This is a genomic window from Pseudomonas sp. rhizo66, assembly GCF_031931925.1.
Taxonomy (GTDB): domain Bacteria; phylum Pseudomonadota; class Gammaproteobacteria; order Pseudomonadales; family Pseudomonadaceae; genus Aquipseudomonas.
On record NZ_JAUJWZ010000014.1, the window covers coordinates 31638 to 55316 of the forward strand.

General features: G+C 60.1%; 20 protein-coding genes and 1 pseudogene. 8 read left to right on the forward strand and 13 right to left on the reverse strand.

Annotation, left to right across the window (positions count from 1 at the left end; all coding sequences use genetic code 11):
• Window positions 1–7: 7 nt before the first annotated feature.
• From QZR14_RS17320 to QZR14_RS17345, 6 genes are read right to left on the reverse strand one after another with little or no spacing between them, the layout of a single operon-like run.
• Complete coding sequence (locus QZR14_RS17320; RefSeq protein ID WP_311997222.1) at window positions 8–1339, reverse strand: DUF58 domain-containing protein; 1332 nt, start codon at window positions 1337–1339, stop codon at window positions 8–10.
• Between the two features lie 58 nt (window positions 1340–1397).
• Window positions 1398–2399, reverse strand: a complete 1002-nt coding sequence (locus tag QZR14_RS17325; protein ID WP_311997223.1) for an AAA family ATPase — start codon at window positions 2397–2399, stop codon at window positions 1398–1400.
• Complete coding sequence (locus tag QZR14_RS17330; RefSeq protein WP_311997224.1) at window positions 2396–3559, reverse strand: DUF4350 domain-containing protein; 1164 nt, start codon at window positions 3557–3559, stop codon at window positions 2396–2398. Before QZR14_RS17330 ends, QZR14_RS17325 begins: the two co-directional genes overlap by 4 nt.
• Window positions 3556–5103: a DUF4129 domain-containing protein gene (locus QZR14_RS17335; protein ID WP_311997225.1), complete on the reverse strand. Its 1548-nt coding sequence runs from the start codon at window positions 5101–5103 to the stop codon at window positions 3556–3558. The genes QZR14_RS17330 and QZR14_RS17335 overlap by 4 nt, the downstream gene beginning before the upstream one ends.
• Complete coding sequence (locus tag QZR14_RS17340; RefSeq protein WP_311997226.1) at window positions 5090–6067, reverse strand: stage II sporulation protein M; 978 nt, start codon at window positions 6065–6067, stop codon at window positions 5090–5092. Before QZR14_RS17340 ends, QZR14_RS17335 begins: the two co-directional genes overlap by 14 nt.
• Window positions 6064–6789: an RDD family protein gene (locus QZR14_RS17345; protein WP_250607567.1), complete on the reverse strand. Its 726-nt coding sequence runs from the start codon at window positions 6787–6789 to the stop codon at window positions 6064–6066. Before QZR14_RS17345 ends, QZR14_RS17340 begins: the two co-directional genes overlap by 4 nt.
• Window positions 6790–6970: 181 nt before the next feature.
• On the opposite strand from QZR14_RS17345, the gene sbcB reads away from it, so the two are divergent.
• Window positions 6971–8401, forward strand: a complete 1431-nt coding sequence (sbcB, locus tag QZR14_RS17350) for an exodeoxyribonuclease I (protein ID WP_250607565.1) — start codon at window positions 6971–6973, stop codon at window positions 8399–8401.
• 96 nt (window positions 8402–8497) lie between these two features.
• On the opposite strand, the gene mvaT is transcribed toward sbcB, so the two are convergent.
• Window positions 8498–8875, reverse strand: a complete 378-nt coding sequence (mvaT, locus tag QZR14_RS17355) for a histone-like nucleoid-structuring protein MvaT (RefSeq protein ID WP_007912775.1) — start codon at window positions 8873–8875, stop codon at window positions 8498–8500.
• 336 nt (window positions 8876–9211) lie between these two features.
• Here mvaT and purU point away from each other — a divergent pair, with 336 nt between their 5' ends.
• Both purU and QZR14_RS17365 read left to right on the forward strand, forming a co-directional pair.
• The gene (gene purU / locus QZR14_RS17360; protein WP_007912774.1) at window positions 9212–10060 is read left to right on the forward strand and encodes a formyltetrahydrofolate deformylase; all 849 of its coding nucleotides are present in this window, start codon (window positions 9212–9214) and stop codon (window positions 10058–10060) included.
• A gap of 85 nt (window positions 10061–10145) precedes the next feature.
• Window positions 10146–10325, forward strand: a complete 180-nt coding sequence (locus QZR14_RS17365; RefSeq protein ID WP_250607563.1) for a hypothetical protein — start codon at window positions 10146–10148, stop codon at window positions 10323–10325.
• Here QZR14_RS17365 and QZR14_RS17370 read toward each other — a convergent pair.
• The 5 genes and pseudogenes from QZR14_RS17370 to QZR14_RS28105 form a co-directional block, all read right to left on the reverse strand.
• Complete coding sequence (locus tag QZR14_RS17370; protein ID WP_250607561.1) at window positions 10309–11307, reverse strand: lysylphosphatidylglycerol synthase transmembrane domain-containing protein; 999 nt, start codon at window positions 11305–11307, stop codon at window positions 10309–10311. The two genes, QZR14_RS17365 and QZR14_RS17370, sit on opposite strands and share 17 nt — an antisense overlap.
• Window positions 11304–12080 carry a DUF2334 domain-containing protein gene (locus QZR14_RS17375; protein WP_311997227.1) on the reverse strand — a complete coding sequence of 259 codons (777 nt, stop codon included), beginning with the start codon at window positions 12078–12080 and terminating at the stop codon, window positions 11304–11306. The genes QZR14_RS17370 and QZR14_RS17375 overlap by 4 nt, the downstream gene beginning before the upstream one ends.
• Window positions 12073–13194, reverse strand: coding sequence for a glycosyltransferase family 4 protein (locus QZR14_RS17380; RefSeq protein WP_311997228.1), 1122 nt, complete (start codon window positions 13192–13194; stop codon window positions 12073–12075). Before QZR14_RS17380 ends, QZR14_RS17375 begins: the two co-directional genes overlap by 8 nt.
• A gap of 160 nt (window positions 13195–13354) precedes the next feature.
• Window positions 13355–14119: a methyl-accepting chemotaxis protein gene (locus tag QZR14_RS28100; protein WP_371043227.1), complete on the reverse strand. Its 765-nt coding sequence runs from the start codon at window positions 14117–14119 to the stop codon at window positions 13355–13357.
• 93 nt (window positions 14120–14212) lie between these two features.
• Window positions 14213–15244, reverse strand: a pseudogene (locus QZR14_RS28105) (HAMP domain-containing protein); the annotation flags it as partial.
• Between the two features lie 189 nt (window positions 15245–15433).
• Between QZR14_RS28105 and QZR14_RS17390 the strand changes: the two are divergent.
• Window positions 15434–16921, forward strand: coding sequence for a helicase HerA-like domain-containing protein (locus QZR14_RS17390; RefSeq protein ID WP_250607554.1), 1488 nt, complete (start codon window positions 15434–15436; stop codon window positions 16919–16921).
• A 142-nt stretch (window positions 16922–17063) separates the two neighbouring features.
• On the opposite strand, the gene QZR14_RS17395 is transcribed toward QZR14_RS17390, so the two are convergent.
• Window positions 17064–17519: a DUF721 domain-containing protein gene (locus QZR14_RS17395; RefSeq protein ID WP_221730673.1), complete on the reverse strand. Its 456-nt coding sequence runs from the start codon at window positions 17517–17519 to the stop codon at window positions 17064–17066.
• Window positions 17520–17827: 308 nt separating this feature from the next.
• Between QZR14_RS17395 and secA the strand changes: the two genes are divergently transcribed.
• The 4 genes from secA to QZR14_RS17415 all read left to right on the forward strand — a co-directional run bounded on the left by secA (window position 17828) and on the right by QZR14_RS17415 (window position 23657).
• Window positions 17828–20563: a preprotein translocase subunit SecA gene (gene secA, locus QZR14_RS17400; RefSeq protein ID WP_250607552.1), complete on the forward strand. Its 2736-nt coding sequence runs from the start codon at window positions 17828–17830 to the stop codon at window positions 20561–20563.
• Window positions 20564–20685: 122 nt separating this feature from the next.
• A complete protein-coding gene (gene argJ, locus QZR14_RS17405) occupies window positions 20686–21903 on the forward strand; it encodes a bifunctional glutamate N-acetyltransferase/amino-acid acetyltransferase ArgJ (protein WP_311997230.1) in 1218 nt (405 codons plus the stop codon).
• A gap of 177 nt (window positions 21904–22080) precedes the next feature.
• Window positions 22081–22713, forward strand: a complete 633-nt coding sequence (locus QZR14_RS17410; RefSeq protein ID WP_250607548.1) for a glutathione S-transferase family protein — start codon at window positions 22081–22083, stop codon at window positions 22711–22713.
• Window positions 22710–23657: a Nudix family hydrolase gene (locus QZR14_RS17415; protein WP_311997231.1), complete on the forward strand. Its 948-nt coding sequence runs from the start codon at window positions 22710–22712 to the stop codon at window positions 23655–23657. Before QZR14_RS17410 ends, QZR14_RS17415 begins: the two co-directional genes overlap by 4 nt.
• Window positions 23658–23679 lie beyond the last annotated feature (22 nt).

The following is a 23679-nucleotide window of genomic DNA, read 5'->3' on the forward strand; positions in this document are numbered from 1 at the left end:
CCGAGCTTCAAAGCGCGGCACTGCGTTTCCAACTGAGATACTGCGTCACCAGTTCGGCTCCCAACTCGGCGGGCCGGACATCCACCACCGGAACGCCATGAGCGCTCAACCGCTCATGGAGTTCTGCCCGCTCATTCAGGTAACTCACCGTGCCGCAGTAGGCCAACGCCTCGGGCAGGGTTTGCACCGGGGTCTGGCGTAACGTATCCAGCGTCTCTTCACGCAGACTGGCCACCAGCACCCGATGTTGTGCGCTCAGCCGTTTGACCGCGCTCAGCAGTTCACCGTCATCCTCATCGCGCAGGTTGGTCACCAGCACCACCAGTGCCCGCCGTTTCTGTCGCGTCAGCAGTTGATTGGCAGCGGCCTGATAATCAGCAGGGCGTTGCGTGCTGTCGAGGTCATAAACCGTGTTCAGCAGCACGTTCAGTTGGCCGCTGCCTTTTACCGGCGCGAGATGGCGCGGCTGCTCGCAGGCAAAGGTACTCAAACCCACCGCATCGCCCTGACGCAGAGCTACATAACTGAGCAGCAGACAGGCATTGAGCGCGTGGTCGAAGTGCGACAGTTCATCGTCCTGGCTGCGCATGCGTCGGCCGCAGTCGAGCATGAAGATGATTTGCTGGTCGCGCTCGTCCTGATATTCACGGGCAATCGGTGTGCGTTGGCGCGCGGTGGCTTTCCAGTCGATCTGGCGCAGGCTGTCGCCTTCTCGAAACTCGCGCAGTTGATGGAATTCAAGGCCCTGACCGCGACGTTGCCGCTGACGTACGCCGAGCTGGCTGAGCCAGTTATTCACTGCCAGCAGCTCACCGCCATAGAGCCGGGCGAAGTCGGGATAGACACGGGTCTGGTCGCTGACGCTGAGCAGGCGTTTGCCTGACCATAATCCCAAGGGGCTGGGCAGGCTGATTTCGCAGTGGGCGAAGCTGAAGTAACCCCGTTTGAGCGGGCGCAGGCGATAGCCGAGCACACTGCGCTGACCGGGTTGCAATTCAATCGACAGCGGCAGGTTTTCGAAACTCAGGCCTTCTGGCGGGTGGTCGAACAGTTCAATGTGCATCGGCTCGCTGAAGTCGTGTTCGATTTCCAGGCGCACTTCACCCCAACGGCCGAGTACCAGACTGCCGGGCATCTGTCGAGTGATGCGCGGTGTTGGCAGACGTTGCAGGCGTAGCGCATCCAGCGCCGCCAGGGCCAGCAGCGCCAGCAGCAAACCCCAGTTGATCGATATCAGGCTCGTCGGAGTGTCGATCTCCAGTGCGCGCAACGTGCCCAGCACAATGCCGATGACCAGCAGCAAGGCCAGCCAGATCAACAGCAGTTTCGACGGTTTCATGCTTTTACTCCCTGTAGGAGCTGCCGAAGGCTGCGATCTTTTTGGCTCATCGCGAATTTCACAGACGCGGCGCCGGAATCTGGTCGAGCAGTTGCTGGAGGACTTGATCGACCTGCAGACCTTCGATGTCCAGCTCCGGGGCGATGCGTACGCGATGGCGCAGCACGGCCAGCGCGCAGCCCTTGATGTCGTCGGGAATCACGAACTCGCCGCCCCGCAACAAGGCGCGGGCACGGGCGCAACGCACCAGGGCAATCGAGGCGCGTGGCCCGGCACCAAGAGTCAGCCCCGGCCAGGTGCGCGTGCTGCGTGCGAGGCGCACGGCGTAATCGAGAACCTGATCGTCCAGCGGCAAATCACTGGCAATCCGTTGCAGGGCTTGCACATCCTTGGCTTGCAACACCGTGCGCAGCGGTTGCACATCGAGCATGTCGGCGCGGGTCGAACGGCAGACCTGACGCACCATGTTCAGCTCTTGATCGGCGTCGGGGTAGTCCATGCGCACCTTGAGCATGAACCGGTCGAGCTCGGCCTCCGGCAGGGGATAAGTGCCTTCCTGTTCGATCGGGTTTTGCGTGGCCAGGACCATGAACGGTTGCGCGATGGGCAAGGCACGACCTTCGAGTGTGACCTGACGCTCTTGCATCGCCTCGAGTAAGGCTGCCTGGGTTTTCGCCGGGGCGCGGTTGATCTCGTCGGCCAGCAGCAGATTGGTGAACAGCGGGCCTTTGCGCAGCTTGAACTGTTCGGTTTGCAGGTTGTACACGGCGTGGCCGGTGACGTCGCTGGGCATCAGGTCCGGGGTGAATTGAATCCGCGCAAACTCACCGCCGAAACAACGGGCCAATGCGCGCACCAGCAGGGTCTTGCCCAGCCCCGGCACGCCTTCGAGCAGCACATGGCCACCGGCGATAAGTGCCGTCAGCACGTCATCGATCACCTGGTTCTGGCCGATCAGGGCTTTCTGCAATTCACCGCGCACCGCTTGCGCCAACTGGCTGGCACGCTGGCGTTGCTGGGCGGCGTGGCTGGCGCTGCCGGGCTCGATCTGTTCAGTCATAGCGTGTTCCTCAAGGTTTGCAGGTGGGCGACCTGGCGGCAGAAATCGGCACTGGAGAGGCGCCGATCCGACACCGGGCTCAGGGCCTGGCTGATGGCGCGGGTGGGTTGCCGGGTCAGACGTGACAACGCCAGCCATTGTTCGGCAACGTTCAATTGGTCAAAGCCGGGGTGACGGTGACGGGCGCGGCGCAGCACATCCTGTTGCAGTGCTTGCAGCAGTGCCTGCTGGCCGTTGTGGCGCAAGAGGAAATCGGCGCTGGCGCGCAAGTGTTCCTGCAATTGCCGACGTCCACTTGGAGCGGGTAATTGCACTGGGCCGTGGCGAACGCCAATGTGCCAGAGCCACAGGCCGATCAACGCGAGCAAAGCGACGATGGCTTGCGGGAAATAGCGCCAGAGCAAGGTCAGCAGGCCATCGTGCTCGGTGTTGTAGATCAACGTGACGTCGGTGTCGGCGCTCAAATACCAGAGCAGCCAGGCGTTGTCGTATTGGCTGATGGTCTTGTTTTTCCACAACTCGGCGTCGGTGACCACGGTGATCGTGCCGAGGCTGTAGGGCAGTTGCATCATGTGCGTGGCCTTGGCGCTATTGGCCCAGGCTTGCGCGAGGTTCTTCGGGTCGTCGAGGTGGAAGTCGGTGTCGAAGCCGGCGTAGGCCGGTGCGTCTTCGTCTTCCAGATAGAGTTTGGTCAGTTTCGGGAAGCGTTCTGGCTCAACGTCGTCGGGCAAGTCCTTCAGATCCTTGCTCAGGGATTGATGCAGTTGCACCCGATCGAGCAACAGGTCGTTACTCTGTTTCGTCTGCTCGTCCCACAGCGATTCGGCGACGAACACCAGCCGTCCGCCGGCTCGCGCCCAGTTCAACACCTGATCGACCTGACGCGGGGTCATGCGCGAACGGTCGTTGAACAACAGCAACGTGTGGCGGCGCGGATCGATATCGGGGAGCACTGCGAGGCTTTCGGCATGGCTGACGTTGAGGCCGCGTTCGCGCAAAAACAGCTCAGCGGCCAGATACGGATTGGCTTGCGCGGCAGGCGCAGGGCCGTGATCGACTTCTTCCTGATAAGGCTTGGCTTTGAGGTAGAGGAACACGCTCAGCGTCCCGATCAACAGGCCGATCAACGCAGCCACCCACCACTGTGTCCGGCGATTCAACGGGCGGCTCCGGAACCGAACAAGGCGCGCCAGCCATCGCACAATTCCTGTTTCAGAGGGGCTGCGGGGACGCGATGCCCGTAGGCCATGTTCTGCCAATGCGTGGTCAGGCTGCGGCTGAAGGCGAGCAGTTCAGGGTGCTGCAATTGTTCAACGTGCACCAGCACCTGAAGTTCGGTGTCGGCGGGTTTCAGGCTCAGATCGAAGTCGTGGAGCAGATGGCTGAGCAACCCTCGATACAGCAGGCCCAGCGCTGCACGGGGTTGGCTTTGCCAGAGGTGTTCGGCGCTGCCTGCAATGTCGTCAGGCAAGGTGTCGCGGTTCAAGTCCAGACCGAAGGCTTGTTGCGGCACCGCGCGTTTCGGCTTGGCAGGCAATCTCGGGCGACGGCTGACGAAGGCTTGGAAAAACTCGCGATAACGCCAGATCAGCCAGCCAAGCGCCGCAATGACCGCCCCCCACAGCAACACTTCAATGATCTTCGCCAGCACATTGAAGTGTTGCCCGTCGAGCCACTCCAGCAGGGTTTTCAGCCACTGCGGCGCTTCACCCGGTGTTTGCGCTTCGGCAGGTTTCGCCGGGTCATCGCCAAAGCGATAGCGGGTGACAACTTCCTTGTTCTTGAAGGGCGGCTGTTCAAGCAGCGCCTTGATGCTGTCCCGTGAGGCCTGGCTGGTCAGCGGCTGATGCAACAAACGCGGTGCCTGCGGACTGTCATCCGGTTCGGCCGCCCAGGCCGGCGGCACAGTGGGCAGCACCAGACAGACCGCCAGCAGCAACCCCAGCACACTGGTGTTGAGACGCTGGCGCAAGCGGCGGAACACCAGTTCGATATCCCAGGCTTCCAGTTGTGTGCGCCGGTTCAGATAAAGGCTGAAGCCACAGGCGACATAGATCGGTTCCCACACCACCAGCACCAGTGCGTAGAAGGCATTGGTCAGGTGTTCGAGCCAGCGCCAGTCCTGATCCGCCGCGAGTATCAGCGACTGCCAGCTCCAATCCGTTTCGATCTGTTGTGGCAGCAGCATGTAGAACAGCACCATCAGGCCGATCCACAGCGCGGTTTCCAGGTGCACGCCGATAATGGTCAGCCATTGCGCGGCGCCGGCGTTGCGTTGCAGCAACGCGTGCAGGCGTTGTTGTCGGGCGCTGCCATCGAGGCCTTCGAGTTGCACCACTGGCAGCAGAAAGCTGCGGCTGAAACTCAGGCGGCGCCAGGTCAGGCTGGCCAGCAGTTGCGGTTTGAGCAGACGCGGCCATTCGCGCAGGGCTTGCTTGAGTGTCGGCGTTTCGCCAAACAGTGCTTTCGACAGGATGTACAGCGGCAGGCGTTCATACGCCGGTTTCAGCCACCAGAAAATGAACACCGCCAGTGACGGCGAATCCCACAGCAACAGACTGAGCAAGGCGAACAGCGGCAGGGTGACGATCGCCCAACTGGTCATCAGCAGACGCCGATGTTGCTGGCTCATCAGCACGCCCAGGTCCATGGCTTCCCAGGTCGTGCGCGGACGGATCACCACGGTGGCGTCACTCAGGCGCATGGCGGGTCCTTCCGGCGAACAACAGATAGACCGCGACCAATGCCCAGAGTCCGGCGCCGACCAGATATTTGGTCAGTGGCGTGACGCTGGTTTTCGACGACCAATAGGCTTCGATAAACGCGGCAATCAACAGGAACAACATCACCCCGCAGACCAGCAATACGCTTTTACGTGCGGCCCGTTTCAGCGCTTCGCTGCGGGTCAGCCGCCCGGGCGCGATCAAGGCCCAGCCGAGTTTCAGTCCGGCGGCCCCGGCAAGGGCGATGGCGGTCAGTTCAAAGGCACCGTGGGCAATGACGAATGACCAGAAGGTCTGGCCGAAACCGATCTCGCTCAGATGCCCGGCCACCGCACCGATGACCATGCCGTTGTAGAACAAAAAGAACGCACTGCCGACGCCCAGCAACAAGCCACTGGCGAAAGTCTGAAAGGCGATGCCGATGTTGTGCATCACGTAGTAACCGAACATCACCCAGTCTTCGCTGGCCGCGCGTTCGGCGGGGCGCCCGAGGTGGCCGGCAATCGGGTCGTACATGCCTTGCATCTCGCGCACCTGCTCGGCAGGGATCAGGTTGTAGACCAGTTCGGGAAACACATACACCAATACGCCGACGCCGATCAGGCTGCCGAAGAACAGCAGGCTGGCGACCAGTACAAAGGGCCATTCGGCACGGACCAGGCGGGGGAAGTCGGCGAGGATGAAACTCAGCACATTGGCGCCGAGTCGACTGCGGTGACGGTAAAGCTGTTGATGCCCGCGCAGTACTTGTTGTTGCAACGAATCAATAAGGAAACTGCTATAGCCACGCTCCTGTGCCAACGCCAGATGCTGGCAAAGCCGCCGATAGGCCTTGGGGAAACCGGCGACTTGCGAGGTCTCCTTGCCATGCTCAAGGCGTTCGAGGGCCAGCGCAAAACGCTCCCACTCAGCCTTGTGCCGCGTTTCGAAAAGGCTCTGCTTCATGTCGGACCCAACAAGCCGCGAGCGATGCCATTGAGTTCCGCCACAGCCTTGGGCGCGGAAATGTGCAGTGGTTGGGCGAGCAGGGCCGCCAGTTCATTGACCCGTGCTGGCGATAATTCTCCCTGGCGCTCGGCAAAGCCCAGCACGGCGCGCTGTTCGGCGAGTGTCAGGAGTACGGGTGAACGGCGAGGTTCGGCATCAGGTAATTGCGGACGCGTCAGCGGGCGTTCGCTGTAGACCACCAATGTGCCGGCAGCGATGTCGCCGAGGCGTTTGAAGGTCGGGTGTTGCAGGCAACTGAGGGTGCCGAGGAAGTAGCCGAAGGGCAGCAGATCGACAAAACGCAGCAGATTGCGCAGCAGCGAGGCCGACCAGCCAATCGGTGTGCCGTCGTCGTGCACCACGCGCAACCTCATCCATTGTTTACCCGGTGAGCGACCCTGACGCAGCACTTCGAACAGCACCATGTACCACCAGCTGATTGCAAACAGCAGCAGCGAACCGAGGCCCATGCCGAGCTTGCCGAGAAAGGCCAGGGCGATGAACAGCACGCCGATGATCACGCCGCGTATGGCCAGGTCGATCGCGAAGGCCACGGCACGCACCATCAACCCGGCGGGACGCAACGGCAGATCGATGCCTTCCGGCGTTTCGACCTGATGCCGCGTATCCAGCGGCGGGGCCAGCGGTGCTTTCCTTGGCGGTGCTGTGGGTTCGAGCATGGGCTACCTGATGTTCGCCTGTTCGGGGTGCAAGTGAGGTCGATGCTAGCAGCCTCTCGGGGGAAAACGACATAACTATGTATTGCACATCGTGAAGCGCGAAGTGTTTGAATGACGCGAGGCTGGCCGCGAGCGAGGTCGAGCGCCTAGACTTTGCCGATCTTCAGTTCAGGAACCGCCCGTGACTTCAATCTTCTGGTACGACTACGAAACCACTGGCATCAATCCGCGTAACGACCGCCCGCTGCAAGTGGCCGGGATTCGCACCGACCATGCACTCAACGAAATCGACGAGCCGGTCAACCTCTATTGCCAGCCCAGCGAAGACATCCTGCCGCACCCGGCGGCGTGCGCGATTACCGGCATTACCCCGGGCCAGCTCGCCGAAAAAGGCTTGAGCGAGGCTGATTTCATGACCCGTGTGCATGCCCAACTGGCGGCCCCCGGCACCTGTGGCGCGGGTTACAACACCCTGCGTTTCGACGACGAGATGACCCGTTACAGCCTGTATCGAAATTTCTTCGACCCGTACGCCCGGGAGTGGCAGGGCGGCAACAGTCGCTGGGATCTGATCGATGTGGTGCGAGCCGCTTATGCGCTGCGTCCTGATGGTCTGGTCTGGCCGACCGATGACGAAGGTCGGGTGACGCTCAAGCTTGAGCGTCTGACCGCCGCCAACCACATCGATCACGGCCACGCTCACGAAGCGTTGTCTGACGTGCGCGCAACCATCGCTCTGGCGCGGCTGATCCGCGAGAAACAGCCGAAACTGTATGACTGGTTGTTCCAGTTGCGCAGCAAGCAAAAGGTCATGGATCAGATTCGTCTGTTGCAACCCTTGGTGCATGTCTCCGGGCGTTTCTCGGCGGCGCGCAGTTATGTCGGTGTGGTCCTGCCTTTGGCCTGGCACCCGAAAAACCGTAATGCCCTGATCGTCTGTGACCTGCACCTCGACCCGCAGGGCTTGCTCGATCTGGATGCGCAAACCCTGCGCCAGCGTTTGTACACCCGTCGCGATGATTTGCTGGAAGGCGAGTTACCGGTGCCGCTCAAGCTGATTCACATCAACCGTTGTCCAGTGGTGGCACCGCTTGCGGTTTTGCGCGCGCAGGATCAGCAACGTCTGGGGCTGGACATGGCGCTGTATCAACAGCGAGCACTGCGGCTAACTGACGCACAACAAGTTTGGAAAGATAAAGTTGCTGAGATTTATGTCAGCGAAGATTTCATTCCGAGCGAGGATCCGGAACAACAGTTGTACGACGGATTTATCGGCGACCGCGACCGACGTCTATGTGAGCAAGTGAGAAGCGCTGACCCGGCACAACTAGCGCAAGAGCAATGGCCTTTCGATGACGAACGTTTGCCTGAATTACTCTTTCGTTATCGCGCACGCAACTTTCCGGAGACGTTGAATTTCGAAGAGCAAGCACGCTGGAGAATATTTTGTCAGCAGCGTTTGTCCACGCCGGAGTGCGGCGCACCGAATACCTTGAAATCTTTTACCGAGGCGGTCGAGCAATGGTCGGTTAATGCCACGCCGATGCAGAGTGAGGTGCTCAATGAATGGCAGAATTATGTCCAGGCATTGCGCAAACGTTTGAATCTTTGAAATCGAACATGACCGGGGTTAAATCCCGGGCATAAAAAAACGCCAGCATTCGCTGGCGTTTGTTTTTCGCGGATCGCTCTGCGAAGGCGTCGCGGCTTAGCCCAGCAGGGTAGCCCAGCCTTCAACCACGTCACCGCCCCACTTGGCTTTCCACTCTTTCAGAGTTTTGTGGTTGCCACCTTTGGTTTCGATGACTTCGCCGTTGTGCGGGTTTTTGTATTGTTTAACTTTGCGAGCACGCTTGGTGCCGGTAGTTTTTACTGCGCCGCCGCGTACTGCCTTGGTTTTTGCTTCCGGATCCAGCAGCGCGATGATGTCACGCAGGGATTTGGAGTATTCGCCCATCAGGGTGCGCAGTTTGCCTTCGAATTCCAGCTCGGCTTGCAGTTTGTCGTCTTGGGACAGGTTCTTCAAACGGGCTTGCAGCTCTTTGATGGCTTCTTCGGTGGCGCGATATTCGTTGATCAAGGACATGATTACTACCTTAGTAGAGTACGGGATGGCAGGGGACAGTGTCGCAATAATAGTCAGGCTGTTTCATCAAGTAAACATTTAACCGGGGTTTTTATTTAAATTAGTTACGAGAAATAGCCCGCTATTGAATATTCGGTTAAATAGTGTGATCCAGTCATCACAGATATTCACAGTTGTCTGATCAAACGATGCCACTGGATCCGCATCAGGTTGACCACGACTGCATTGATACGCTTTAGCGCCGGGCCCAGGTCGGGTCAGTGCTGATCAATACTGCAGTTTTCCTGCGCAGCCGCTAGAATGGCGGCCTTTGCGAAGTTCTGGAGTTCCCCCCTCATGCGCACTTTTCGGCTGGTGATATCTTGCCCGGACCGCGTTGGCATTGTTGCCAAAGTCAGTAATTTTCTGGCAGCCCACAACGGCTGGATCACCGAAGCGAGTCATCACTCGGACAACCAGGTGGGCTGGTTCTTCATGCGTCACGAAATTCGTGCCGACTCGCTGCCATTCGGTATTGAAGTGCTGCGCGAGAAGTTTGCGCCGATCGCCGAAGAGTTCTCGATGGACTGGCGCATCACCGACACCGAGCAGAAAAAGCGCGTTGTACTGATGGCCAGCCGCGAATCGCACTGCCTCGCGGACTTGCTGCACCGCTGGCACAGCGATGAACTGGACTGCGAAATCTCCTGCGTGATTTCCAACCACGACGACCTGCGCAGCATGGTTGAGTGGCACGGCATTCCTTATTACCACGTCCCGGTCAATCCGCAGGACAAGCAACCGGCATTTGACGAAGTGTCGCGTCTGGTCAAACAGCACGATGCCGAAGTGGTGGTACTGGCGCGTTACATGCAAATCCTGCCGCCGGACATGTGCCGTGAATACGCACACAAGGTCATCAACATTCACCACAGTTTCCTGCCATCGTTCGTTGGCGCCAAGCCGTATCACCAAGCGTCGCTGCGTGGCGTGAAGCTGATCGGCGCGACCTGTCACTACGTGACCGAAGAGCTGGACGCCGGTCCGATCATCGAGCAGGACGTGGTGCGTGTCAGCCACAGTGACAGCATCGAAGACATGGTGCGTTTCGGCCGTGACGTCGAGAAGATGGTCCTGGCTCGTGGCCTGCGCTACCACCTTGAAGACCGCGTGCTGGTGCACGGCAACAAGACCGTGGTGTTCTGATCTCATCCCCACAGGCTTGAAAAACCAAGGGTCTGGGCGTTCAATCGCTCAGACCCTTTGTCATTCAAGCCCCGAGGAAACCCTCATGAGTGATCCACTGGACAAAGCCACTTCCCAAGCGCCGGCAACTTTGGGCGAGGGCTGTTTGAGTCGATATGATCCCGAGGACATGAGCCCGGAGGATGGCACCGAGTTTCCCGGAGCCGCCGAGTTGTGGGAACAACTCCAGGAAGAACAACAGGATGACGTCAAGAAGCCTGTCTGACATTCATCAGCTTCTTCAACAGCGGCCGGCCCAGCATCAACAGAAACACCGGGCCACCGACCAATAGATAGAAGTAATACGTCACTACCCGCCAAATCAGAATCGCCGCTGCTGCGGTGGATTTCCCCACCATCGGCGCCAGCAACGCTGCCGACGTCAGCTCCGCCGCCCCCGCACCGCCCGGCAGCAGGCTGAATTGCCCGGCGCCGAGCGAGAGCATCTGCACCAGAAAACTCCACGCCCACTGCAAGTCCGCGCCCAGGCCGCGCAATGCCAGATACAACACGCTGTAACGCAGCAGCCAATGCACGCAGGTCAGGGCGAAGACTTTGACCAGCGTCTGCCAGGGCAGCTTCAGGGTATCGGTGAACGCGGCGAGAAAGTGCAGCAACTTGCGCGCCCAGCGGCGCCGGGTGCTGGCCTTGACGTTGATTCTCGCCAATAAGCGTCCGCTCAGACGAATCAGCGCGCGGTGATAACGGGCGAGCAATACGCAACTGAGCAGGCCACCAAATAACGACACCGCGCTGACCGTCAGCAGCCACTCCAGCCGATCGCTGAGGTGCTGAAACAGCGCATAAATCAGAATCCCGCTCAGGGCGCAGAGAAAGAACAGCAGGTCACTCAACTGATCCATGGCGAATACGGCGCTGCCCCGCGCCGGGCGCACGCCCGATCGCGCCAGCAGGGCCATGATCGTCAGCGGTCCGCCGCTGCCGCCGGGCGTCGCGCAATAGGCGAACTCGGCGGCCATGACCACGCCAAGACTTTTCAGCGGCGTGACGCGCTCGCGTTGATCACCGAGCAACAGGCGTAAACGCAAGGTATTGATGCCCCAGCACAACAGGATCATGCCGAACATCACCAACAGCCATTGCAACGGAAAGCTTTGCAGGCGTGCCCAGGTGTCGCCGCCGCCGAGCATCACCGGGATCAACACGGCTGCGAGCAGGCCAATCAACAGCAGAAAACCGCGACTCATGCGGCGCGCTCCAATTGGCTGCGCTGTTGCGCCAGCCAGTCGATTTTAGTCATCGGTACGCGTCCTTCCGCCAGCATTCGTTTTAGGGTTTGCAACCAGTAATCACGGGAGAAACGGTGGCGCATGTCCACCGGGTGCAAGCCTAGACGAATCACCGGCGCCTGGCGCCAACGCTGTTCACGCTGCTCGCAGACAAACTTTGACAGGCCTCGGCGCCAGGCACTGCGCGCACTCCAGACCAGTCCCGGGGCATCGATGGCGGTAAAGTCCGGCAAGCGGTAGAGATGCTGCGGATCGCTGGTGTAGCTCAACGGTAACTCGCGCAGGGCCAGGCGGGTGCCGTTGCTCATCAGCCAGGCCGGGGCGACGAAACCGTGCAGGGGCCAGTCGTGGCGTTCAAACACGTCGATGCCCGCGCGCAGACGGGCCAAGGCGGACTCGCGGGACAAACGATAGAACTCGCCTTCATGGGTGTAGACCCGGCGCATGAACCAGTCGCGCGGGGTCGTCGGGCCGGGTTCCTGGTCGTCATGGTAGTAACCGTGCAGGGCCAGTTCATCGCCCCGAGTAACGCGCTCGTCGAGCAGTCGGCGAAACGCCGGATAAGCATCGAGGGCGTTACGGCGATGGAAATCCGGCACCACCAGCCACGTCATCGGCACCTGTCCCAATGCGTCGACCGCTGCGACAAACGGTTGATAATCCGCCCATGTCGCTGGTGCCACATCGTGCAGCACCAGCAACACGGCGGGTTGATTCATGGTTTCAGCCATTGGCCACCCGCGGCAGTGTATGGCCGAGGACGGCGTGGTAGTGACCGAGCAGACTGTCGACCACCGTGTCCCAAGCGTAATGCTGCTCAACATGTTGGCGCGCCTGTTGGCCGAGGTTCACACAACCACGGCTGAACAATTCGCGCACGGCATTGGCCATCGCCTGCGGATTGTTTGGCGCACAGAGCAGGCCGCAAGACTCGCTGACGATTTCTGTAAACGCGCCAGCGGCCACGGCGACCACCGGGATGCCGCAGGCCATGGCCTCAAGAATCACCAGGCCAAAGGTTTCCTGATCGCCGGCATGGACCAAGGCGTCTGCACTGGCCATCAATTGCGCCACTCGCCAGGGCGGGCAGAATTCATCGATCACGCTGACGTTATCCGGCACTGCGGCGGGCATAGACGAGCCGACCAACAGCAAGTGATAACGCGGGCCAAGGCGTTTCATGCAGTTGAGCAGCACCGGCAGGTTTTTCTCTTTCGAACCGCGCCCGGCGAAAATCAACAGACGCGTGTCCGCAGCGATGCCCAGTTCTGCGCGCAGGTCGAGATCACCCGCGTCTGGATGAAAGGTTTGCAGGTCCACGCCCAGTGGCTGCACGAAGACATTGCGCACGCCGAGTCCGCTGAGCTTGTCAGCCATCACCTGACTGGGCGCCAAAACGCGGTCGAAGTTGCCGTAAAGCCGCGTGACGTAGGCCTCGATATTCGGTGTGACCCAGTGGCCCATGCGATTGCCAACCAGCAAGGGCAGATCAGAGTGATAGAAGCCGATCACTGGCACATCCAGCTGCCGCCGCGCATCCAGGGCGGCCCAGGCGGTCAGATAAGGGTCGCCGACTTCGATCAGATCGGGCTGCAAACCCTGCAGGACATTTCGCCAAGGCGCGAGGCGCACGGGAAAGCGATAGCCTTTGCCGAACGGCAGGGCGGGGGCGGGAACCGTGTATATCCCGTCGTGCTCGCCAAAGTGCGCGCCTGGAATCAGCAGGCTGTGACGAATACCGGGCTTGACGCCCAGTCGGCGGTGTTTGGCATCCAGATAAGTGCGTACGCCGCCGCTGGCCGGGGCGTAGAACATGGTGATGTCGGCGATATGCACGGTGATCATCCCTCCGCTGCGTGGTTCTCCCTAGGTTGACCTTTATCAAGAATAGATGTTCGGTCGGGATTGCGCGGTAGAGCTGAAGAGCTTCAGAGCGGAAGAGCCCACCCTAACCCTCTCCCAGAGGGAGAGGGTTAGGGTGAGGGTGAGGGGGAGGCTTTTGATCTTAAATGCGGAAGCTGCCAACCAGTTGTTTCAACCTCGAAGCCTGCTGCTCCAGGTCCGAACACGCCCGCAACGTCGCCTGCAAGTTCTCCACGCCTTCCTGGTTCAGCGTGTTGATCTCGGTGATATCGACGTTGATCGACTCCACCACCGCCGTCTGCTCTTCGGTCGCGGTGGCTACCGACTGGTTCATCCCGTCGATCTCGCCAATGCGCTGCGTCACGCTGTTCAAGCGCTCCCCGGCAAGGTTGGCGATTTCGACGCTGTCCTGACTGTGGCGCTGGCTGTCGCTCATTGTGCTTACGGACTCACGGGCGCCGACTTGCAGCTCCTCGATCATGGTCTGCACCTGTTGCGCCGATTCCTGTGTGCGGTGTGCCAGATTGCGCACTTCATCCGCCACCACGGCAAAACCACGGCCGGCTTCACCGGCACGCGCCGCTTCAATGGCTGCGTTGAGCGCCAGCAGGTTGGTTTGCTGGGAAATGCTGGTGATTACTTCGAGAATCTGGCCGATATTCACGGTTTTGCTGTTCAGCGACTCGATGTTGCTGCTCGACGCACTGAGCATGCTCGACAGTTGATTCATCGCCTTGATGCTGCGATCCACCACTTGCTGACCGTCTTCAGCCAGACCGCGCGCGTCGCTGGCCTGATTCGAAGCCTGGGCGGCGTTGCGGGCGATTTCCTGCGCCGCGGCGCCGAGCTGGTTGATCGCCGCAGCGACACTGCTGGTGCGCGAAGCTTGCTGGTCGGAGTTGTACATCGACGAGTTCGACGCAGCGACCACGCGCAGGGCGACTTCGTTGACCTGGCCGGTGGCCGACGACACTTCGCGGATCGAACCGTGAATTCGCTCGACGAAACGGTTGAATGCCGTACCGAGTACGCCGAATTCATCGTTATTGACGATAGTCAGGCGTTTGGTCAGGTCGCCTTCACCGTCAGCGATGTCTTCCATGGCGCGGGTCATCACGTGCAACGGCTGGATCAGCAGGCGGATCAGCATGCCGAGCAGGGCAATGATGATCGCCACCGCAATCACCGTGGCAATCACTGCCGAGGTGCGGAACTGGCTGAGCATAGAAAAAGCCTGATCCTTGTCCACCGACAGGCCGATGTACCAGTTCACCGACGGCAGGCCTTTGATCGGCGCGAAGGTGACGATGCGGGTCTTGCCATCGACGGTGACTTCACTGAAGTCGCTGCTGATGCGCGGGGTGTCCTGCGGATAGGCTTCTTTGAGTGATTTCATCACCAATGCCTTGTCCGGGTGCACGAGGATCTTGCCGTCGGCGCTGACCAGGAACACATAACCCATGCCGTCGAAGTCACGGGCGGCGAGGGTGTCGACCAGCGATTGCAGGCTCAGGTCACCGCCGACCACGCCGACGCTCTGGCCGGCCTTTTTCGAGGCGGTGGCGATGGAAATGATCAACTGGCCAGTGGCAGCGTCGATGTACGGTTCGGTCAGGGTCGAGGTGCTGCTGCTCTCTGCACCTTTATACCAAGGGCGCACCCGTGGATCGAAACCGTCCGGCATCTTCGCATCCGGGCGGATGGTGAAGTGCCCGGTGGCATCGCCGAGGTAGGAAGCCATGAACGTCGAGGTCAGGGCTTTCTGTTCCAGCAGGCTGGCGACGTTGGCCGGTTCCGGGTTGATAGCGATGTTCTGGGCGGCGTTCTCGATCAGCAGAATGCGACCGGTGAGCCAGGTCTGGATATTGCCGGCGGTGACCTCGCCCATCTCGTTGAGATAGTTGTTCAGGTCATCGCGGATCGCGTTGCGCTGCAACCAGTCGTTGTACAGCGTAAACGAGGCGAAGGCGGCGATGACGATGAGGGCGGCGGCAAGCAAAATTTTATGGCTGAAGCGCAGATTTTTGTTCATGGCTTGGGGTTCCGCTAAGGTCTTAATGTCCAGGGCGTGCTTTTATAGATGCGCGCAAAATGGGCAAGGGTGAAAACAAGCTGATATTTCCGTCTCTCCTTAGGGAAATGTCCGGCCTGACTTGTGGTCGGGTCTCTCACTCTTCTTTATCGGCCATGCGCAATCAAAGATTAACCATTGGGTGACAAAATGCCTGACTCCTCGCAACTCGTAATCGGCGCTGATCTCGCAGGCCAACAGATCGCTCAGGCCATGCGCCTGGCGAATCGCCACGGACTGGTCGCTGGCGCCACCGGTACCGGCAAAACCGTGACCTTGCAGCGTTTGGCCGAGGCGTTCAGCGATGCTGGCGTGGCGGTATTTGCCGCTGACATCAAGGGTGATCTGTGTGGCCTCGGTGCTGCCGGCAGCCCGCAGGGCAAGGTTGCCGAGCGTATCGCCGGGATGCCTTGGCTAAACCACAAGCCGCAGGCGTATCCGGTGACCTTGTGGGATATTCACGGTGCGTCCGGTCATCCATTGCGCACTACGTTGAGTGAAATGGGCCCGCTGCTGATCGGCAGCCTGCTGGAGCTGACCGACAGCCAGCAATCGGCGCTCTACGCAGCCTTCAAGGTCGCCGATCGTGAAGGTTTGTTGCTGCTTGATCTGAAGGATCTGAAAGCGCTGCTCAATCACCTCAAGGACAATCCGCAACTCTTGGGTGAAGACGCGGCGCTGATGACCACCGGCTCCAGTCAGGCGCTGTTGCGCCGTCTGGCGATCCTCGAACAGCAGGGCGCCGAAGCCTTGTTCGGCGAACCGGCACTGCAACTTGAAGACATTCTGCAACCGACCGCCGATGGCCGTGGCCGCATTCACTTGCTCGACGCCAGCCGTCTGGTGCACGAGGCGCCGAAGGTCTACGCAACGTTCCTGTTGTGGCTGCTGGCTGAGCTGTTCGAACAGTTGCCGGAGCGCGGTGATGCGGACAAACCGCTGCTGGCGCTGTTTTTTGATGAAGCGCATTTGTTGTTCGGCGATACGCCCAAGGCTTTGCAGGAACGGCTCGAGCAAGTGGTGCGCCTGATCCGTTCCAAAGGCGTTGGCGTGTACTTCGTTACGCAATCGCCGGCGGACTTGCCCGATGACGTGCTGGCGCAACTTGGCCTGCGCATTCAGCACGGTTTGCGCGCGTTTACCGCCAAAGAACAGAAATCCTTGCGTGCGGTAGCCGACGGTTTCCGACCAAATCCGGCATTCGACAGCTTGTCGGTGTTGACTGAGTTGGGGATTGGCGAGGCGTTGGTCGGCACACTGACCGAGAAAGGTACGCCGGAGATGGTTCAGCGCGTACTGGTCGCACCGCCGCAATCGCGGATCGGGCCGTTGACCGAAACCGAACGCACAGTGTTGATTGCCGGATCGCCGTTCAAAGGGCGCTATGACAAGCCGATTGATCGTGAATCGGCTTATGAAATTCTAATGGGGCGCAAAGGATTGGCACCAGAAGCTGAAGTGCCGGCGGGTAAACCCGAGCCCGAAGAGCCGAGCCTGGCTGACAGGGCTGGGGAGTTTCTAGGTACGGCGGCAGGGCAGGCGCTGAAATCCGCCATGCGCCAGGCCGCCAACAATCTGGGCAAACAGCTGGTACGCGGCTTGATGGGATCATTACTCGGTGGCAGTAAACGCCGCTAAACCTGAAGTATTGGAGATCAGAATGTGGGAGCGAGCCTGCTCGCGAAAGCGGTGTGTCATTCAACTTTAATGTTATCTGACACAACCTCTTCGCGAGCAGGCTCGCTCCCACATTAAATAATTATTCACGTTCGGATAGCGCTCAGGTTTTGGCCTTGGCGTGCGCCGCCAAACGCTCCAGCGCCGCGCGCAGACCCGGATCAGTGATTCCGTCTGCCGTGGCCTGAATCGTCGCTGCCGCATCCGTCGACAAATCCATCGTATGCCCGGTCGCCCCGCGTTGAACGGTCGGCGGCTGCACCTTGAACAGAATCCGCGTCAAACTGGCGAACTCGTCGAACATCTGCAACTGCCGCTGCAAGCGTTTTTGCTGGTAACGCAGGCGTGTGGCCCAGTGCCCATCGGTGACAATCAGCAACAGACTGCCTTCACGCCACGACGCTACATGGCAATGTTCACGGGCGGCGGGTTGCAGTTGGCTTTCGAGCAGGCGCTGCAAATGCCCCAGTCGCTGGGCATGGCCGAGGATGGCTTTGAGCGGCTTGGCTTCGCGCAGGAGAACGGCGGGTGCTCTGGCCGTAAGAGGGCGGAATGCCATGATCGAACACCTGAAGTAACAGAAACGCCATGGTAGCAGAAAGGCCGAAGTCACTCGCCCATTGCTTTTGCCCCCGCTTTACCCATTAAATCAACGACTAACTTCTGCCTTGTATGACTTGAAGTTGAGCAAAAAGCCCCTATTTTAAGTGAGCCCCGTCAAAGCGCAGTGCCAGCATCGTGGAACATCGCCACTTTCCTCACTTCCGTTTCCGGGTAGAATGCTCGTTCGCATGCGGCCATGAGGGCTGCACGGGCGACGCTCACGGGGCCGCCCTCCATCCCTTTAGTGTGGAAGATCCTGCCGATATGTTTGCGCCTTTGTTAAAGAAACTTTTTGGAAGCAAGAACGAGCGTGAAGTCAAACGCATGCTCAAGACGGTGCAGCTCGTCAATGCCTTCGAAGAGCAAATGGTGGCCCTTTCGGACGATCAATTGCGCGCCAAGACCGCTGAGTTCAAGGCCCGCATCGCCAAAGGGGAAACCCTCGACAAGCTGTTGCCAGAAGCCTTTGCGGTCGCCCGCGAAGCCGGCAAGCGCATCATGGGTATGCGCCACTTCGACGTACAGCTCGTCGGTGGCATGACCTTGCACGAAGGCAAGATCGCCGAAATGCGCACCGGTGAGGGTAAAACCCTCGTTGCGACCCTGGGTGTTTACCTCAACGCACTGTCCGGCAAGGGCGTACACGTTGTGACGGTGAACGACTACCTGGCCCGCCGTGACGCCAACTGGATGCGTCCGCTGTATGAATTCCTCGGCCTGACCGTCGGCGTCGTGACGCCGTTCCAGCCGCCGGAAGAGAAACGTCAGGCGTACGCCGCCGACATCACCTACGGCACCAACAACGAATTCGGTTTCGACTACCTGCGCGACAACATGGCGTTCAGCATGGAAGAAAAATTCCAGCGCGAACTCAACTTTGCCGTGATCGACGAAGTCGACTCCATCCTTATCGACGAAGCGCGTACCCCGCTGATCATCTCCGGTCAGGCCGAGGACAGCTCCAAGCTGTACATGGAGATCAATAAACTGATCCCGCAGCTGGAACTCCACGTTGAAGAAGTCGAAGGCGAAGTCACCAAGGCTGGCCACTACACCGTTGACGAGAAGACCCGTCAGGTCGAACTCAACGAAGCCGGTCACCAGTTCATCGAAGACATGCTCACCCGCGTCGGCCTGCTGGCTGAAGGCGAGAGCCTGTACTCGGCACACAACCTGGGCCTGCTGACCCACGTGTATGCCGGTCTGCGTGCGCACAAGCTGTTCAATCGCAACATCGAATACATCGTGCAGGACGGTCAGGTCGTACTGGTCGACGAACACACCGGTCGTACCATGCCGGGTCGTCGTTTGTCCGAAGGCCTGCACCAGGCCATCGAAGCCAAGGAAGGCCTGAACATCCAGGCCGAGAGCCAGACCCTGGCCTCGACCACGTTCCAGAACTACTTCCGTCTGTACACCAAGCTGTCCGGCATGACCGGTACCGCTGACACCGAAGCGTTCGAGTTCCACCAGATCTATGGTCTGGAAGTCATGGTTATTCCGCCGAACAAACCGTTGGCGCGTAAAGACTTCAACGACCTGGTGTTCCTGACCGCCGAAGAGAAGTACGCGGCCATTGTTGCGGACATCAAGGAAAGCATGGCTGCCGGGCGTCCGGTGCTGGTGGGTACTGCCACCATCGAAACCTCCGAGCACATGTCCGCATTGCTCGTGAAGGAAGGCATCGAACACAAGGTTCTGAACGCCAAGTTCCACGAAAAAGAAGCCGAGATCATCGCGCAGGCCGGTCGTCCGGGCGCCCTGACCATCGCCACCAACATGGCCGGTCGTGGTACCGACATCCTGTTGGGCGGTAACTGGGAAGTTGAAGTCGCGTCCCTGGAAAACCCGACCCCTGAGCAGATTGCCCAGATCAAGGCCGACTGGCAGAAGCGTCACCAGCAAGTGCTGGAGTCCGGCGGTCTGCAGGTGATTGCTTCCGAGCGCCACGAATCCCGTCGTATCGACAACCAGCTGCGTGGCCGTGCCGGCCGTCAGGGTGACGCCGGTTCCAGCCGCTTCTACCTGTCGCTGGAAGACAGCCTGATGCGCATTTTCGCCTCTGACCGGGTGAAGAACTTCATGAAAGCCTTGGGCATGCAGCCGGGCGAAGCGATCGAGCACCGCATGGTGACCAACGCGATCGAGAAGGCGCAGCGCAAGGTTGAAGGCCGTAACTTCGACATCCGCAAGCAACTGCTTGAGTTCGACGACGTCAACAACGAACAGCGTAAAGTGATTTATCACATGCGTAACACGTTGCTGGCCGCCGACAACATTGGTGAAACCATCGCCGATTTCCGTCAGGACGTGCTCAACGCCACCGTCAGCGCTCACATTCCACCGCAATCGCTGCCAGAGCAGTGGGACGTGGCCGGTCTGGAAGCGTCGATTGCCAGCGATTTCGGCGTGACACTGCCGATCCAGCAATGGCTCGACGAAGACGATCACCTGTACGAAGAAACCCTGCGCGAGAAGCTCATGACCGAGCTGATGGCGGCGTACAACGAGAAAGAAGACCAGGCCGGTGCCGAAGCACTGCGCTCGTTCGAGAAGCAAATCGTGCTGCGCGTACTGGACGACCTGTGGAAAGACCACCTGTCGACCATGGATCACCTGCGTCACGGTATCCACCTGCGTGGCTACGCCCAGAAAAACCCGAAGCAGGAATACAAGCGCGAGTCGTTCACGCTGTTCTCCGAGCTGCTCGATTCGATCAAACGCGACTCGATCCGTGTGCTGTCGCACGTTCAGGTACGCCGCGAAGATCCGGAAGCCGAGGAGCAACGTCTGCGTCAGGAAGCCGAAGCACTGGCCGCCCGCATGCAGTTCGAACACGCCGAGGCCCCTGGTCTGGAGCAACCGGAAATACTTGGTGAAGAGGTCGATGTAGCCCTCGCCACCGCCCCGGTTCGCAATGAGCAGAAGCTGGGCCGCAACGAACTGTGCTACTGCGGTTCGGGCAAGAAATTCAAGCATTGCCACGGGCAGATCCAGTAAAACCCGTTTCAATCGCTGAAATACCCGCGCCGCGACCGGCTCCTGCCGTCGCGGCGTTTTGCCATTTAAACCATCGTCACTGCGAGTGGCGGTGCTGACATCATTGAGTAAGGAGCGCATTCATGGCTGTTGGTCTTGGTCCTTTGCCAACGTTGCACCCGGTTGCCGGTTTTGAACTCGGTATCGCCTCGGCCGGCATCAAGCGCCCTGGGCGTAAAGATGTCGTCGTGATGCGCTGCGCCGAAGGTTCGACCGTGGCCGGTGTGTTCACGTTGAACGCCTTTTGCGCCGCGCCGGTAATCCTGGCGAAGAAGCGCGTACAAAACGCTGTGCGCTACTTGCTGACCAACACTGGCAACGCCAACGCTGGCACCGGCGAACCTGGCCTGGCCGCTGCTGAGCGCACCACCGCCAGACTGGCTGAGCTGACTGGCGTCGATGCCAGCCAGATCCTGCCGTACTCCACGGGTGTGATCGGCGAGCCACTGCCGGTCGAGAAGATCGAAGGCGCACTGCAAGCGGCGCTGGACGATTTGTCGGAAAACAACTGGGAAGCCGCCGCTACCGGGATCATGACCACCGACACCCTGCCGAAGGGCGCCAGCCGCCAGTTCGAGCATGACGGCGTGACCATCACCGTTACCGGCATCAGCAAAGGCGCGGGCATGATCCGCCCGAACATGGCGACCATGCTCGGCTACATCGCCACTGACGCCAAAGTCTCCCGCGAAGTACTGCACAACCTGATGCTCGACGGTGCCAACAAGTCGTTCAACCGCATCACCATCGACGGCGACACCTCGACCAACGACTGCTGCATGCTGATTGCCACCGGCAAGGCTGCACTGCCGGAAATCACCCGTGCCGAAGGCGAGCTGTTCGCCAAGCTCAAGCAAGCGGTGTTCGAAGTGTGCATGGACGTGGCCCAGGCCATCGTGCGTGACGGCGAGGGCGCGACCAAGTTTGTCACCGTTGAAGTGAATGGCGGTGGCAACCATCAGGAGTGCCTCGATGTCGGCTACACCGTGGCCCATTCGCCGCTGATCAAGACTGCATTGTTCGCCTCCGACCCGAACTGGGGCCGTATCCTCGCCGCTGTGGGCCGTGCCGGCGTGCCGGATCTGGACGTGAGCAAGATCGACGTGTTCCTCGGCGACGTGTGCATCGCCAGCCGTGGCGCCCGCGCAAGCACCTACACGGAAGCGCAGGGTTCGGCGGTGATGCAGCAGGAAGAGATCACCATCCGCATCGAATTGGGTCGCGGCGATTGCAGCGAAACCATCTGGACCACCGACCTGTCGCATGAATACGTGAAGATCAACGCCGAATACCGCACTTGATCTAACCTGAGACCGAGTCGCCTGCATCGCCAGCAGGCTGGCTCCCACACTGTCTTCTGTCGGACACAGACTTTATATCCACTGAAGATCCCCTGTGGGAGCTAGCCTGCTAGCGATTGCGCCAGCTCAGACGCTACAGATCGCGAAGTTTCCCCCTGACGAAAAGGCGCCACAACCATGTCCTTGCACCTGATCATCGGCGACAAACTGCTTTCCTCCTGGTCCCTGCGTGCCGCCCTGGCGCTTGAGCTGACCGGCGCACCCTACAGCGAAGAGCTGATCAAACTCGGTAAGCCCGATACCCGCGAACTGCTGCTCAAGCACTCGCCGACCGGCAAAGTACCGCTGCTGAAAACTGCCCGGGGCACGATTGCCGACTCGCTGGCCATCGCCGAATACCTCGCCGAGCAGTTTCCATCCGAGCAACTCTGGCCGAGCGATATTTTCGCCCGCGCCCAGGCCCGGTCAGCCTGTGCGCAGATGCACAGCGGTTTTTTCGCCATGCGCAATCACATGCCGTTCAACCTCAGCCATGACGCGCCGTTGAACCCGGTGCCACCGGAAGTGAAAGCCGATATTGAACGCATGCTCGCGCTATGGGCCGAATGCCGCGCTGCCGCCACGGAAAGCGGGCCGTATCTGTTTGGTCGCGTCAGCTTGGCCGATGCCTTCTTCGCGCCGATTGCCGTGCGTCTGCGCACCTATCAGGTGAAGCTGCCGGCCGCTGACGAAGCTTATGTTGAAACTGTCTACCATTGGCCAGCCTTCAAGGCGTGGCAACAGGCTGGACTGGAGGAGTTGAATCCGTGAAACGTGTACACGTCGCCGCTGCGGTCATTCGTGACGACAGTGGCAAAATCCTTATCGCTCGCCGTGCCGATACCCAGCATCAGGGCGGCCTGTGGGAGTTTCCCGGCGGCAAGGTCGAGGCGGATGAGTCGGTTGAAACCGCGCTCGCCCGTGAGCTGAACGAAGAGTTGGGTATCGTCGTTGGCGCTGCCCGCCCGCTGATCAAAGTGCGTCACGATTACCCGGACAAGCAGGTTTTGCTGGATGTCTGGGAAGTGTCGGCTTTCACTGGCGAGCCGCACGGTGCTGAAGGTCAGCCCTTGGCCTGGGTGACCACCAAGGAGTTGGCGAGCTATGAGTTTCCGGCCGCCAACCAGCCGATCGTCGCAGCAGCGCGTCTGCCGGCCGAGTATCTGATCACCCCGGAAGATCTGGAGGCCCCGGTATTGCTACGCGGTATCCAGAAAGCAATTGCCGGGGGGATCAAACTGATCCAGTTGCGCGCACCGAACGGGTACGACCCCAAGTATCGCGATCTGGCAGTGGATGCGGCCGGCCTGTGCGCAGGCAAGGCGCAATTGATGATCAAAGGGCCATTCGAATGGCTTGGCGATTTCCCGTCTGCCGGATGGCACATAACGTCTGCACAGCTGCGTAAATATGCAGCGGCGGGACGTCCGTTGCCGGCGGAACGCTGGTTGGCGGCTTCGTGCCACAACGCTGAAGAACTGGCGCTGGCCGAGCAGATGGGCGTGGATTTCGTCACGCTGTCGCCGGTACAGCCGACGTTGACTCATCCGGACGCGCAGCCATTGGGTTGGGAACAGGCTTCGACGTTGATAGAAGGCTTCAGCAAACCGGTGTTTCTGTTGGGCGGGGTGGGTCCGGCGGAGCGCGAGAAAGCCTGGAGTTCCGGAGCTCAAGGTGTGGCGGGGATTCGCGCGTTCTGGCCGGATTCTCTGTAAAGGCTGCTGGCCTCATCGCTGG